The sequence below is a fragment of the Teredinibacter turnerae T7901 genome (genome assembly GCF_000023025.1).
GTDB lineage: Bacteria > Pseudomonadota > Gammaproteobacteria > Pseudomonadales > Cellvibrionaceae > Teredinibacter > Teredinibacter turnerae_B.
On sequence record NC_012997.1, the window covers coordinates 2465928 to 2481854 of the forward strand.

The window sequence follows — 15927 nt, forward strand, 5'->3', positions numbered from 1 at the left end:
CTAGAGGATATTTTCTGCTGCTGTAGATTTAGGGTGAGTCCTCCCGAGATAGGGAGATTCGATAACCCCAGAGCGGGTTAGTCATTTTTACAGGCACAGTCAGTGTGCCTGTTTGAATGCTGTAAACCGAATCTGAGTCTACTACCGTTCCATTAACTGGTGACTCCTTGCTTGACCATGTAACATGTTCAACCTTTACCCGTATCCTGTCAGCAAATGAAGTAGGAATGCCGCTGATTTTTACATCCGCGATTCCCAGAAAATTGCCGCCAACGATAATACTTGCCCGTTGGTTTTTCATGTCCAGACTGGCAAAGCCGTCCAGGCCATCGCTAGCCTCATTCGGAGGCGTAGTCGTGACCATTTCGCCACTCATTTCGCCGTACCACTTATAGAGCCACCAGCCGCCGTTGCGGGCGCCTTCGGCTGTTATCAAACTACCCAAGCGCCCGGGTAGGGCAGGGAACCACCACGAAATATTTGCGGTATCAACGCCATGACGCTCAAATTTAGCGATAAAGGGAACCGCTACGCCGGGCGCACCCTCAAAGACGTGATTATCGTGGGAGTATTCGTTGATACTTATAAGCCGGGGAGTAATCTGAAGACGGTTTTCCAGGGCTCTATAGTTCGTGATGTTGTTAGCAATTGTCTGGGAGCCTTGTAACTGATGCCAGCTAACAATGTCTGGCATGCAATCGTTGGCTTTGCAAAAACGTAGAAATTCCTCCATTTGGGATTCCGCGTAGTAAGCAGATGAAGGACCTATGATTTTGGATAATGGGTCGAGCTTCCGCAGTAAGTCGTAAGTGGGCTTCCAAACAGTAGTCAAAAAATTACCGTTCTGTGCCTGCCAAGTACCTTTAGGTTCATTCCAGATTTCATACCCATAGTAATTCGTTCGCCCGGACCTTTGCTTTGCGGTAATAACTTCTCGAACCTTTTTTTCCCAATTGTTCCAGCCACTCCATTGGTAGGGCCAGCCAGGGTGTACGTCGGCTAACCGAATGGCAACTTTTGCCTTAGTCACTTTCCACAGCCTTTTGGATACTGCTATCGCACTGCCGTAAGGTTGTTGTGCTCCTTCGCCGGAAAGTGCTGGCTGGACGTAGGAGCTAGGGTTCAAAGGTGCAACGAGCCCATCAATGTTAGTCGGAATATTTTCAACTACGCCGTAGAGAGCGCCCGAGGCGACATGCGTCACCGGCTTAATCGCGTTCCCAAGATCTACATAGAGTGTTTTGCGTTCGAAATGATCGTCCGTAACGACGTCCTCTCCAGATAGCTGTTTCGAGTTATTGCAGCCGATGACAAATAAAAGGCCAATCGAAACCACTGCTTTTAGGATGGAACTTGATTTGGTGGGAATAAATAGCATAAAAATTTCCGAAAATAAGTGATCCAGATGTGAAAATAGTACTCTATGGAATAATCAGCGATTTGCAGGAGTTTCAGATTTGTTCAATGGTTTAGCGTTAATTTTAGAGGTGTGTTAGCTTGTGTTAGTTAATTTTTGAAAACACATTGTTATAAATTCGACTTAACATGCTATCGCAGGTCACGCCCTAATGTATATATGCGCGCCATGTGCAAGAATAGTTAACGGTATATGAAAAATCAATAATGTAGGCTTTTCTGATGTTGTCCTTACAGCGATGCTTGGGGTCGGTGATAGCCCCACTTGCGTTTCGTTGTGGCTTGGCGTAAGTCGCACTCTGCCGCCAAATGGTGAGCCTCGCGTCCCTGTCCTCTAGGGCCTGTTAACACTAATTCGATTTATTCTGTTGCGGCTAAAATTTCGCTATCAAGGCGTTTGGAGCGTAGTTTGGTTGTTCCAAATGAGCGACAAACAACGCTGAGAGCGGGATTTTAGCCGCAACCCGCAGGGCTGGGCCTGTATTTACAGGCTGATGCGTTATTTTTCACTCGTTTAGCCCGCTAAACAACGCCAAAAATGCCTTTCATCCTGAAAATACAGGCTCCAGCAGAGCGAATTGAATTAGTGTTAACAGGCCCTAGCCTATTTCTTGCTGATTTTTGCTGAACGTGTATCGGGTTTGCGTTATACACTTTTATATTTGCTGCTTTTTGTAGCTTACGTGCTATCGCGGATTCAGTCGCTACGGAATTCATGTGCAGCTTAGTTAGCATGATATTTCACTCCACGATTTTCACCTGTAAAAAATAATTGTGATTGGTTTTTTCTTCTCGTTTAGCCTTATAGGCTACTTTCATGATTAGGTGTTCTGAGTAAGTAGGTAGTTGTCTTTTGTGTCGTTTGATACCTGCTTATGTATTGTAATCGACTCTTTAGTTTGCCCCCCAAAAAACCCGTTAATAAAAGGCACGTTTTTCTGTCACTGATGTCGTCATGCATCTTTAATGTAAATTTGTTGTAACTTTAACTGTGAATCCTGTCCCGGAACAATAAAACCATTTTGGAGTATCGTGCTTCGCCGATTATGTGTGCTTCAAGGAATAATGGTGCTCTATGGCGCGCCATTGCAAAAGTGGCATTCACAAATGCCAATAGTAGTGAATGCTGGATTTGATAAAGATAGAAAAATAAAACTTATCAGCCAATCTAAATCCTTCAAACTGCGTCTGAGTTTAAAACGCCATATCCATTAGTGGAGGCGAGCATGAACATTAATTTAGTTAATCCAAAAACTGGTTCTGATCCTATTGCCAAAGCTGTTAATGAGGGGGTTAAGTTCTGGCAAAACAGGTATTGCGCCAAGTCGTTTTATAAACAGCCTACTTCTTTCTGCGATCGCGTACTAGATACAAGCTGTCTTACTTGGTCACCGGGCACCAGGCTAGATTCATCAATCTATGCGGCAAATGCTGTTTTTAACGATATTTACCTCACTGATCAAGCGCATATTCTGCTGACATCTATTGGGTCGGCACTGGAGTCTACTCTGGGTATCTTAAAAGCAGGGTCGCCAACCGTTGTGCTGAATTTGAGTATCCCCAGCGATCTTTGTAAAAACAGACTTGAAAATGATATTTTTGGAACAGGTCGTCTGTGTTTTCCAATTTTACTGCCTTCAGCGATTCGCGATGTCGGAGAGCGCCTGTTGCGGACAAAAGCTGAATATGTAGCGATATTGTCGCAGTTACATAATCTAACAGCAGCTGAAAACATTGTTGAAGATAATGAGAAAGCGAGTCGTTTAGTTACTAGTGGGTCGGGCATTCTTGTCCGTCTTTCAACGAACCGCTCAAAAATAGATCCAAGCGAAGTAGACGATAGCGATTATTGGCTTATCATTGATATATCGGGCTTGGACGATTGCCCCGTGCTTAAAATCGGAGGGTGGCACTCGGATATCGCCGCTCTCGCTGACAAAATTTATCTTAATTTGAGAGAGCAGGATGCGAAAATTCTAGCGCATTTCAACTCGGCTGGCCCAGTACTTCCTGCCAATTACCCTCTTGCAATACAACCTTTAGCTCATCTAAGGCAATTTCTGAAGCGGCACCCTGATTTGCACGATATCTATCCGGCGACAGACATGCAGCGTGGGATGATCTCCTTTTCCGGTATAGAACAGCGTGGCGGTAGCTATGCGGTTCAAGCGATTCTAACGATGGGGCCCCTCAATTCCAACGCGTTAAAACAGTCAATCGAAATACTGATAGCGCGACATGATGCTTTGCGAACTATATTTGAAAAGGGTGCGCGCGGAGAGCTATTGCAGTTGGTGCTGATCAGGCAACCTATCGATTGGCGAGAAGTTCATTTGCCCTCTACATCCGGGGGCGATGTAACTACTAGCGTTAGCGCTCTTGCTGAAGAGGAAAGGGTTAAACAATTTGATTTAGGTCGTTCACCCAACAGGTTTCTATTCATTGGTAGGGCAGATGGATGCAGTGTTCTGGTCTGGACCTACCACCACGCGTTACTCGACGGCTGGTCGTTAAATTTATTGCTTGACGAACTGCAAAAGATCTACCCTGGACTATTGCTTAATCAGCAGGCGGATGAGCTTACAACTCCTGTTCCATTTAAAGACTATATTGCCTGGTTGAGCGATCAGCAAGTTGAGCCCGCAGAATCATATTGGCGTAATTACTTAAAAGGTTTTAAGGCTTCAACTCACATCTCGTTTGCTAAACCCAATTCCGAGCAAGTTTACGTTCAGAAGTTGGTTTCAGAGACCTTATCCGCGGAAACTTCGGAGAGGCTTTATCATCTTTGCGTAGCCGAGCAATTAACTCCGAACGCTGTCGTTCAGTTGGCGTGGGCCATATTGCTCGGCAAGTTTAGCCGGGAAAATGACGTGCTTTTTGGCTATGCTGTGAGTGGTCGTGCCGGTGCAGCGGAATTAGATGGCATTGTTGATTTAGTTGGTATGTGTCTAAATGCACTGCCTATGCGGTTAAAGCTGTCCGGCGAAGCCAGTATTCGACAGTTACTAAACAGTGTACAGAATCAGCTTGAACTTGCGTCGGATTACGAATTCTTATCGCTTGATAAAATCAGCAAGCTAGGTGATCTACCATCATCTGAGAGGCTGTTCGATACATTTGTAACAACCGAAAATTTGCCGTTCGCGAAAGGCGATCAGATTAAGCGCCTAGATATTCACGAAATTAAAACGCTGGGCCACAATAACTTCGGACTCAATTTGATTGTTCACCCTGGTGAAGAGGTAGCTGTGGATCTGGTATACAACACGGCATCCTATAGCGATGTTGATGCTAGAACTATCCTAAGCAGTTACGCGCAAATACTATCTGAAATCGCTTTTGCTATTGATCGTCCGTTAGCCGATGTACAAGCGCTGAACCGATTTCAATTGCAAGAGCTGCATCGTCTAAACGAACGAACTCGGTACGCATATAAAGCGGAAACTATCTGGGATCGGTTTTTGGCGGTCTCTCAACGCAATAACCAGAGGGTGGCGGTTGTACACGAAGGTAAAGCGTGGACCTATTCGGCGCTACGTGACCGTGCATATTATCTCGCATCGAATTGGGTCAACGCGGATATCGAACCAGGCGAATATGTCGCGATTGTGCTGCCAAAATCGACGGATTTTATCGCCGCGATATTAAGTCTACACGCACTGGGTTGTGCATATGTTCCTTTGGGTACGCAACAGCCTGAGGCCCGTTGCGCTCACGTAATAGCCGATGCCGCTATTCGTTGGCTCATAACCGATTCGGAGCACTTAGTAAAATTTAGATCCCTGTCCTGTAATTCCCTCGATGTATCTGACGTTTCAGAAAATATTGAATACAGATTACAACCCAAACATCGGCAAGACGTCGAAAAACCTGCTTATGTCATCTATACATCTGGTACCACGGGAACGCCCAAAGGTGTTGTAATTACACACAAAAACATTGCAAATTTTTGCTGTTGGGTCTCCCGTGAGGGATTGATAGCAGAGCATTCTAAAGTTACGCAGTTTGCGCCTTTCACCTTTGATGCCTCAGCGGGCGAAATATTTGCGAGTTTATGGATCGGAGCTGAACTCCACATCTTGTCTGACGGTTTGACCAAAGACCCACTCGCTGTCGGTAAGTACCTTCAGCTTAATCAAATATCATTCTCTGCATTTCCGCCCGAGTACCTGAATGAAATGGAGCCAAACTATGTTAATAAGCATAGTGTAGTACTAACTGCGGGCGCTTCGCCCTCGCGTCATTTGGTAGATACCTGGAGCAAGGCTTGCCGCTATATCAATGGTTACGGTCCGACAGAAACGACTGTGCTGTCGAGTTTTTGCTATGGAGATAGGATTCAATCAAACACGTTCATCAGTATTGGTTCGCCAATTGATAACTCGTCGATTTACGTTGTCGATCAGTTTGGCCAGCTATGTGCCGACAATGTTATCGGCGAGATTTGGATCGGTGGGGATGGTGTCGCTCAGGGTTACCTTAATTTGGGCAGTCTGAATAGTGAAAAATATATCAAAAATTATTTTACTGGCGAAGGTCGAATATACAAAACAGGCGATATGGGAAGACGTCATCCAGACGGGAGTGTTGATGTAGTCGGGAGGATAGACGACCAAGTGAAAATTCGAGGCTATCGAATTGAGTTGGGTGAAATCGAATCCGTTTATGCCCGTCACTCGGAAGTTGAGCAGGTAAGGGTGTTGGCAAGAAAAGACGCCGCTCAAAGTACCGTATTGACGTTGTATCTGATATTAACCCGCTCCAGTAAACAGGCCGCGAATGAGGATCAGGGCCAATCGAACACGGCCAGCAATACTGAGCTAATACGCGCGTTCAAATATTTTGGCCGTATGCACCTGCCAGACTACATGGTGCCTGCACACATATTCTTCGTCGACGCCTTTCCCTTGAATGTGAACGGGAAGCTGGATCAAGAAAAACTCCCGTCGCCGAGTAGCGCGTCAGTATCGAATGAGGCTTACGTGCCCGCCTCGAACGAGATCGAGCGCATGCTCGTTGACTGCTGGTCCAACGTGTTAGGTATCAACACCGATCAGGTCGGGATACATGATAATTTCTTCGAAATTGGCGGTGATTCGTTCAAAGTGATGACTCTGGTAAAACAGCTATCCGGCACCCTCAATATTGAAATCGCACCAGCAAAAATATTTCGCTATCCATCCATCGACTTGTTTGCTCAATATCTAAGTTCATCAGTGAGGCAAACGACAACGCATAGCGCCGCTATTCACAACGGTAAAGCCCGAATGCGGCAGCTAAAACGCAAGAAATCGAGGGAAGACAAAGGAGTTAATGCATGACCTCAACAACAGGTTTTGAAGTCGCAATCATCGCAATGGCTGGTCGCTTTCCGAAGGCAGAAAATATTGCTGAGTTTTATGAGCTACTAAAAAATGGGCAGGAAGGTACACGAGTATTAACTGATCTGGAGTTAATAGAGGCTGGCAATTGTTACAATCTAATCAGTAACGAGAATTACGTTAAAAAAACGGCCAGTGTTAGCGGTAAGGGCTATTTCGATGCAGATCTTTTTAATTACAACCCCGCAGATGCGGCCAGTCTTGACCCGCAAATAGCTATGTTTCACGAATGTGTATGGGAAGCGTTAGAAAGCGCCGGGTATAACTCCGAGACGTATAGCGGGCTGATTGGGCTATTTGCCGGGGCTGCAGCACAAGTAAAGCTACCGGTAGACGCGGTTGGTGACACGAACTCGTTCGCGGAAAATTTTAACAACTATACGCTCTCTCAGCCAGATTTTTTGTGCACTCGCATTGCGCATAAGTTAAATCTCCGTGGGCCAGCGGTTCGCATTGAGTCAGCGTGTTCTACATCGTTGGTCGCGATGCATTTCGCATGTCAAAGCTTAATAGCCGGCGAATGTGATATAGCTCTGGCCGGTGGTGTTTCGATCCAAAGTTTGAAAGATACGGGCTATCTCTATCATCCGGATATGATTTTGTCCAAAGACGGCAGTTGTCGAGCATTCGATGCTGATGCTAGCGGTACTATGGTGGGCGAGGGTTGTGGCGTTGTAGTACTAAAGATGCTCGAAGACGCAATCGAGCATGGCGATACTATAATTGCGGTCGTAAAGGGATCCGCGATAAATAACGATGGCAAGATGAAAGTAGGGTATACAGCTGCGAGTGTTGAAGGTCAGGTAAGCGTTATCCGCGCAGCACTGGAGCGCGCAGAAATACCACCAACCAGTGTTGGCTACATAGAAGCTCATGGTACAGGCACAAAGCTTGGTGATCCGATAGAAATAGAAGCGCTAGCCGATGCCTATAATTTCTCTTCACTGGAACCGTGCGCAATAGGCGCAGTAAAAACCAATATCGGGCATTTAGGTGTAGCCTCTGGTATAGCTGGCGTTATAAAAACGGTTCTTTCTCTACAACACCAATGCTTTTTCCCGAGTTTGCATTTTAACTCCCCGAACCCAAATATTGATTTGACCGGCGCGGGGCTCGAGGTGAATACCGAATTTCGCCGATGGAGCTCGTCGAGTCTTCCCAGACGCGCTGGAATAAGTTCTTTTGGTATCGGTGGTACAAATGCACATTGTATTTTAGAAGAGTATAACCATGTCTTCAGATCCTCGCCTTCGCGCGCATCACAGGTTGTTTGCCTATCCGCTAATACTGAACAGTCACTTATCAATAATGTAAAAAATCTCGTTCAGGACATAAAGAACCGTTGGATGAGTGCCGACGAAAAAACGTTAGCGGACATTTGTTATACCCTGAGTGTTGGTCGTCGCGAGTTGGCTTACCGATTTTCATGCGTTGTGAACGATATAGCTGAATTGGTTGCTCAGCTAGAAGCCTTTTTACTGGCTCCCAAAATAAACTTCTGCGACCCCAAGCGGCGCGAAAAACTATGCTACTTGTTTCCCGGGCAAGGAGCGCAATTTGCTGGCATGGGTAAATTTTTGTACGAAACGGAGGAGGTTTTTCGAAGCTGCATTGATGCATGCCTGGAAATCTGCGCACCTGACGTAAAAGAGACACTCCTGAACTGCCTGGTTTCGGAAGAGTCTACAGAAGAAGTGATTGGCCAAACTCATATTGCCCAGCCGCTGCTGTTTATGTTTGAGAGTGCATTAGCGATGCAGCTTGCGCATTGGGGCATTCAATCCGAAGGAATGCTCGGCCATAGCTTGGGTGAGTATGTCGCGGCACATTTGGCAGGGGTATTCTGTCTAGAGGATGCGATGCGATTGGTTTTGAAGCGTGCAGAGCTAATGCAATCCTGTAAACCGGGAGGGATGTTGAGCGCGCTGCTTACACCTGAGGAGGGCAAGCAATATTTGCGTGGTTCCATCGAGATTGCCGTTGTTAATGGGCCCGATCGTATTGTGTTTGCGGGCGATACCAGTGAACTTGAGGATCTTCGATTGAAATTGGACGCTTCGAGTGTGCCCAATTCTTTGTTGCGTACCTCACATGCTTTCCATTCCTCTTTTATGGAGCCAATTTTAGACGAATTTGAATTGTTTGCGAGTGCTATCCCAACGTCATCGCCGACAAAACAATTTGTTTCTAACGTGACTGGAAAATGGGCGGAACCCGCTAGGGTGCAGCTAGCAGGCTACTGGCGATCTCATCTCCGATCGCCAGTTCAATTTGGTTCAGGGGTGGAGTTTCTCGAGCGCAATCATAACTGGGCTTTTGTTGAGGTGGGGCCTGGAGAGGCACTTGGCAAGCTTGTATCGCAAAACGCGAACTTTAAAAAAGATAAAAAAGTTATCGCGAGTATTGGCGGTGCTGGTGCTAGTAAATCTTGCCGCGGATCGCTGGCAGTCTTGTTGAGCGAGTTGTACTGCGCGGGCATATCTGTCGATTGGCATAGTTACTACGGCAATGAGAGTCGAAGACGGCTCGACCTGCCAACCTATAGTTTTGACCAAAAATATTGGTATCCAGATCATGCGAACGTACCTAATTTAGCTGATTCTGCCAATGATTCTCAAGTGTCGAGCGAAGATACATATGCGCGCGCGGAACGATCCGTAGTGGACGCTAAAGAGGCAATAACCCCCATTGAAGATCAGCAGGATACCAACCGTGAATTGTTGCCAAATGCTCATTGCACTACTTTACATGAAATATGGTGTAAACATCTCGGTCGCGAGAGTATTGGTGTAACGGAAGATCTATTCTCATATGGGGTTGATTCGCTACTCTCAATCAGAGTGATTACCGAAATTCGCAATCAATTGGGGGTAGAGATATCGCTGGAACGCATGTTCGAGATGTCATCGATTCAAGAGCAGGCGAATGAGATTAGTGTGCTGCAGAACTCGGATGCGAGCGAGACCCTGCCCGCTATTGCTCGTACCAACCACAACGGGCGGGCGGTACTGTCATCTTCGCAGAAGCGATTATGGATTGTGTCGCTTCTGGAGCAGGAAGTCTCCGCCTACAACTGTGTGCTTTTCTTTAAAGTGCATGATCTCAATATTAGTGCGCTTCAAAAAACGTTTGAATGGATTCTTCAGCGACACGCAATATTACGAACCGTGTACATGATGGATGAGGGTGTACCCTATCAACAGGTCCTTGAAGACTATAGCTTTACACTTCGTCAGTTGAACTATGCGCAGTTGTCGGAAGCGGAGAGAGTCGAAAAAATAAGAGAATTAATAAGTACGGATACACTGAGAAAATTCGATTTATCGGAAGAATTGATGATTCGTGTCACGTTGATTCAACTTCCTGACAATTCTCACAATGTGATGCTTACCCAGCACCATATAACATTCGACAATTGGACGACAAACCTGCTTATTGGCGAATTAAACACCGTATACGATGCACTAAATCGTGGTGAGCAGCCTTCATTACCCGCTTTGCCTGTTGACTATATCGATTACGCAATCTGGCAGGAATCGCTGTTAGAGTCTCAGGCCATGAAAAACATGTTGGCCTATTGGAAGAAAACCCTGGATGGCATACCTCAAGTACACAGCCTGCCGCTGGATAAAGTGCGACCGCCTCAACAAAACACCATTGGCGGGCAGGTAAATTTACTGGTTAGCAAAGAGACGGCCAACAACCTTGAGCAATTTTCAAAAGCTCACGGTGCAACACTGTTTATGACGTTGCAAGCTGCGTTCGCCGTGTTTCTATCACGTTACAGCGGTGAGAGCGATATTGTGGTGGGATTTTCGGTATCGAATCGCCCCCACATTGAACTGGAAAATGTTATGGGTATTTTCGTCAATACCCTTGTTTTACGTTCCGATCTTTCGGATGACCCTGTATTTTTGGATTTTCTTGCAAAGACTAAGAAAAATCTTACTTCTGCTTATGCCAATCAAGCCTTTCCGTTTGAACGACTGGTAGAGGCGCTCAATCCCGAGCGCAGCCTGAGCTATGAGCCTCTGGTACAAATACATTTAACCATTTTGAACCAGGACCTCGGCCATGAGTCGGATTGGTATAGTGCGGATAACGGCCGAACCTTTACGCCTCTCCCTGGAGACCTGCCATACAGTAAGTTCGATTTAACCCTATACGTTTCCATAACACCTGACGGTATTACAACAAGCTGGGAGTATCCGTGCAGTCTTTTCGAACGTGAAACTATAGAACGCATGGCGGTTAATTTCTCGGTACTGCTTGACAGTATTGTCAATAATCCGAGTTTGCCGGCAAGTAAGCTACCGCTATATTCCGAGCGCGAGAGGGAACAACTGCTATTTGATTTTAACTTACGGAGTTATCCGGGTGGGATTAAACCCGCTTTGCCCATGCCGGTGCAAGAGACTGAGTTGCCACATGATGGAAACTGTACCGAAAAACTAAAATTCAGCTTGTTTTACTTCGCTAATGATACCGGTGGGCGCACCGCGGACAAATACCAACTATTGTTGGAGGGCGCAAAATATGCTGATGCGAATTTTTTTGAGGCTGTTTGGACTCCGGAGCGACATTTTGATACTTTTGGTGGGCTCTATCCAAATCCCGCGATTACATCTGCTGCGATTGCTTCAGTGACAAACAGAATAAAAATCCGGGCAGGAAGTTGCGTACTACCTCTTCATAGTCCTATACGCTTGGCAGAGGACTGGTCAGTTATTGACAATATGTCGGGTGGCAGGGTAGGGATCGGTATCGCTGCGGGATTTCATCCTAAAGATTTTACTATTGCCCCTGCGTCTTACGAATCACGACAGACGTCGCTGTTTGATCAAGTTGAAATTATCCGACAATTATGGCGTGGAGACTCAATAGCATTGAAAAATGGATTGGGTGAAATTGAGAGCGTGAATATTAGGCCGCTGCCAATACAAGCAGAGTTGCCTATCTGGCTAACAACCACTGGTAATATTGAATCTTTTAAACGAGCTGGAACTATGGGTATTAATTTGCTTACCCACCTTATGGGCCAGACTGCAGCAGAGCTGCGTGACAAAATATCTGCATATCGCGCTGCCTGGCGAAACGCCGGGCATAGGGGGCGGGGTAGCGTGAGTGTTTTAATACACACTTTCGTATCGAGTGACCAAAACTATGTATACAGCATGGTGAAGGAACCCTTTAAAGCCTATCTAAAAGAATCGATAGGCTCTCCGCAATTTCTGCAAAAACATCTCGGTGTAGCAGCTTCCTCAGAATCACAGTCTGACGATATGGAAGTTCTTATCGAAAGAGCGTTTAGTCGTTACTATAAAACCAGCGCTCTACTCGGGACACCGCAAAGTTGCAAACCTATTGTTGACGAATTGCAATTGGCTGGCGTGGATGAAATTGCGTGTTTGATCGATTTCGGCATCGAAGATCAAATTGTTTATGAAAATTTAACTCATCTCAACACGCTTCGTGAGCTGGTGCAATTAAAAGAAACTAAGGCGACTTCAGATATTCCTATTGTTGCAAGCGCTAAAAACAGTACCAAAACATGGGTAGAAATATTCGAAGCGCAGGCTGCAGCCACACCTCATGCAATAGCTGTCAAATGTCTGGATCAGGTACTTGATTACGCGGAGCTAGAGCAGATAACGTCGAGTATCGCTAAAAAACTACGAAGTAGGAAAATCGAGCGCGACTCGATAGTTGCGTTGCTGGATCATCGGGATATCGACCTCGTCATTATGATGATTTCTGTTTTGCGGGCGGGAGCAGCATTTTTACCGATTGACCCGACACACCCCCCGCAAAGGTGGTGCGATATTCTTGAAGAAGCTCAGCCCGATCTGGCCATTATAGGGCATCGGTTGAGCAATGAGCGAAGTACCGTAGAAGGCTCGATCGAGATTAAACGCCTGCTTAGCTTTGGCGAACTACTCAGCGAGCCTGAGGCTAATGAAAGTTTAAATTTTCCTAAGTCTGATGATTTGGCTTACGTTATTTACACATCGGGTTCGACGGGCAAACCCAAAGGGGCGATGGTTGAGCACTTTGGAATGCTTAACAATATGCATACAAAGCTCGATCCATTGGAGACGACCTCAGCAGATGTCATTGCCCAAACTGCGTCGCAGTGTTTTGATGTTTCTGTTTTTCAGTTTCTCGGCGCTGTGACATTCGGTGGCTCAGTGGTAATCGTGCCTCACGCGTTGGTAATCGATCCTGAACGGTTTCTCCAGTATCTAGATCAACATCAGGTAAGTATATGGGTAGTAGTTCCGTCCGTTCTACATGCGCTGCTGCCCTTTAAGCAACCTCTGCCGAGTTTGCGCTGCTTGCACTCCACAGGTGAAGCATTTCCACCGTCGCTCACCGACCGTTGGTTCGCCCAGTACCCGGGCATTCCAATTTATAACGACTATGGCCCTGCTGAGTGTTCCGACACCGTAGCTTTCGACATTATTAGTGAGCCTTGCGAGAAAGTATTTATCGGCAACGCAGCACCCAACGTACGCCTGTATATTGTCGATGAAAATTTAAGCCTCGTACCGATGGGCGCCGTAGGTGAGCTGGCGGTATCCGGTGCAATATTAGGCAGAGGTTATTTAAACCGACCCGACCTCACAGAAGCCGCATTTGTGCAAAATCCCTACGCTGTTGATGAGAGCGATCGGCGACTCTACCTCACCGGTGACTTGGTTCGACGACATAACGACGGTCGTTTGGAATATCTTGGCAGAAAAGACTTTCAAGTGAAAATACGGGGTTTTCGCATTGAACTCGGTGAAATTGAGAAAAATATTCTTAAATATCCGGGGGTCGCGCAGGCTGTCGTCCATCCGGTAGACTCGGGTGAGCTTGGAAAGCAGCTGGTTGCCTACTTGGTGGCGGACGACGCTGTTTCCTGGGACGGGCTTAGAGTCTTTTTAAGGGAGCGTCTTCCCGATTACATGGTGCCTGCAATATGCATAAAACTCGATGCTTTTCCGCTATCAGAGAATGGTAAGGTGGCCCGTCGCAGATTGCCAATTCCCGATGAAAAGGTTTGGCGACGTAACGAGTATGTAGCACCCGAGGGGCGGATTGAAACGGTTTTGGCGAATATATGGCAGGATGTACTAGGCGTGGGAAGCGTCGGTCGGTACGACAATTTTTTTGATCTGGGCGGAAACTCCCTGCTTGCTATCAGTATGCTCAGTCGTCTCAAGGTGTGCGATATACAACTATCTATTAATGAGATATATCAAAATCCAGTTTTAGTTGATTGTTGCGAAGGTCTTGTTCGTGCGAGTCGCGAAATTGGGGATTGGCTTTCGAGCGCGGATATTGACTTCCGAGAATTGCAACTGGAGATTGAGGGTAAGTCAGTACATATCGTGTTGATCAATAAGATTTACCAAAGCAGATTTTTTGATTTGCGCAGGTCTAACGAATTTGGGTGTGAAAAATATCCTGCATTTATTAGATTTACTGATTCTTTAGACGACGCAGTGCAAGACTTGCAAAGAAACGGACTCGCCTCCTTGCCGCGCAACGAAAAATCGACGCAATACACGTCTTTCGTTCAACTGGATGCAGCGCTGAAAAAATACGAGGAGGATCTTTTAGCGCTTGAAATTGTATCCCAGTTTCCCCTCAGCCCGATGCAAAAGGAATGGCTGATGTGGGACGCGCGCGAGGGCGTGGAATGGATGGTGTTTAATGGCGCCTATTCGGCTGAGGAGCTTCAACGTGCGAGCCAGAAATTTTTCAATCGACACGATCTATTGCACGCATGGCTGGATAAAAACGCGATTTTATGGAATGAAATGCGTACGGAGTGCAGCGAAATCACTATTCCTCTACTAAATGTAGAACTCGCTTCGCAATCAGAGAAAGACGAAATTTTACAAGAGGTTATCGAAACTCTTCTAAAGACCTGTAAAAAATCGTATTTGAATTATGCTGCGGTCTGGGTAAGCGTCAGCGACACAGAGCATCACTTTATCATGGCCGCAGACCATTTGGTGACCGACGGTGCATCCGCCACTATTATCGAACAGGGCCTACAGCAATTGCTAGACCAAGAAAGTGGTCCTCTTCCCGTAAATTACAGAGACTATGTCGCGCAAGTCTGGTCCGGGGCCACAAACGATGCATTTGATATTGCCGATTCGCTGCTGAACTTTACTGAAATTGTTCGGCTGAGAACCCTGGTTAGTCAAAGGGGGGAGCTGCGAAAGGCATTTGATTTGATGCACCTACAACTGGAAGTCCCGTTCGTTGACAAATTTCGTATGGCGGAAGAGGCTTTCGAAATATTTAAACGTATAGTGAGCTACTTATTTGATCTCGACCAGTTTGTCATGACTCTAAACCAATACGGACGAAAGGTCGGCCAAAAGACGTATTACGATCAAGTGGGATTGTTTCTGGATAAAATTCCAATGGTAGTAAACACGAGTACAACGTTGGCAGAGGTCAGTAGCAAAGTGGAGCAGTTGGTTAATAACAACGTAAACTTCCTAGCTTTAAAGCAAAGCGGTTTTGATGCCTGCGAAGCTGCGGCTCCTAAACTAACAGAAGAGATTGTATTTAACTTCGTTATGCAAAGCTTAACCGCACAAACAGAGATAATTGTATCGAAAGTAAATATGAAGGAAGTATTGCGAGATTTTGAAGGCATATTGTTCGAAGCCTACCCCTCTGCCAACGGCTTGGTGATACAGCTCGCGTTTAAAGGGCAGCAGGACGAGGCTGCATATCTTAAAGACTTGCTAGGCGCAAATGATTTTAGCGTTACTCGTTTGCTTTCGGAAAGACACAGTAGCGAGCCAACTCCGGCGTAGTTGTGCTGGTTCGGATGGCGATAAGTCAATGACGAATCATGTGAATACGCCTGTCTAAGCATGGCAATTTTCGACTCGTTTAACGAGTAGCCAAGCCGCTGGCGTTTAGTCATTTTATGCGCAGACTATCCTCTTGGCTATTGCCGATTTTCGTTCCCATCTGAGCAATTCGACAGAGCGCATTCAGTAATACTTAGGACTGAGGTTGCGAGCCTGCAAACACCGGTGTTAGCGCGCGTTCCAGAGGGTTATCGCGTTGCATACCCGGCTGTATTGGTAATACAATCCGGACCAAGTTT

At 46.3% G+C, this 15927-nt stretch carries 3 protein-coding genes; 2 read left to right on the forward strand and 1 reads right to left on the reverse strand.

Annotation, left to right across the window (positions count from 1 at the left end; genetic code table 11):
• Positions 1-28: 28 nt before the first annotated feature.
• Positions 29-1378, reverse strand: a complete 1350-nt coding sequence (locus TERTU_RS10190) for a glycoside hydrolase family protein (protein WP_015820953.1) — start codon at positions 1376-1378, stop codon at positions 29-31.
• A 1264-nt stretch (positions 1379-2642) separates the two neighbouring features.
• Between TERTU_RS10190 and TERTU_RS10200 the strand changes: the two genes are divergently transcribed.
• Both TERTU_RS10200 and TERTU_RS10205 read left to right on the forward strand, forming a co-directional pair.
• Positions 2643-6740: a non-ribosomal peptide synthetase gene (locus TERTU_RS10200; RefSeq protein WP_015817949.1), complete on the forward strand. Its 4098-nt coding sequence runs from the start codon at positions 2643-2645 to the stop codon at positions 6738-6740.
• The gene (locus TERTU_RS10205; RefSeq protein ID WP_015818777.1) at positions 6737-15628 is read left to right on the forward strand and encodes a hybrid non-ribosomal peptide synthetase/type I polyketide synthase; all 8892 of its coding nucleotides are present in this window, start codon (positions 6737-6739) and stop codon (positions 15626-15628) included. Before TERTU_RS10200 ends, TERTU_RS10205 begins: the two co-directional genes overlap by 4 nt.
• Positions 15629-15927: the final 299 nt, after the last annotated feature.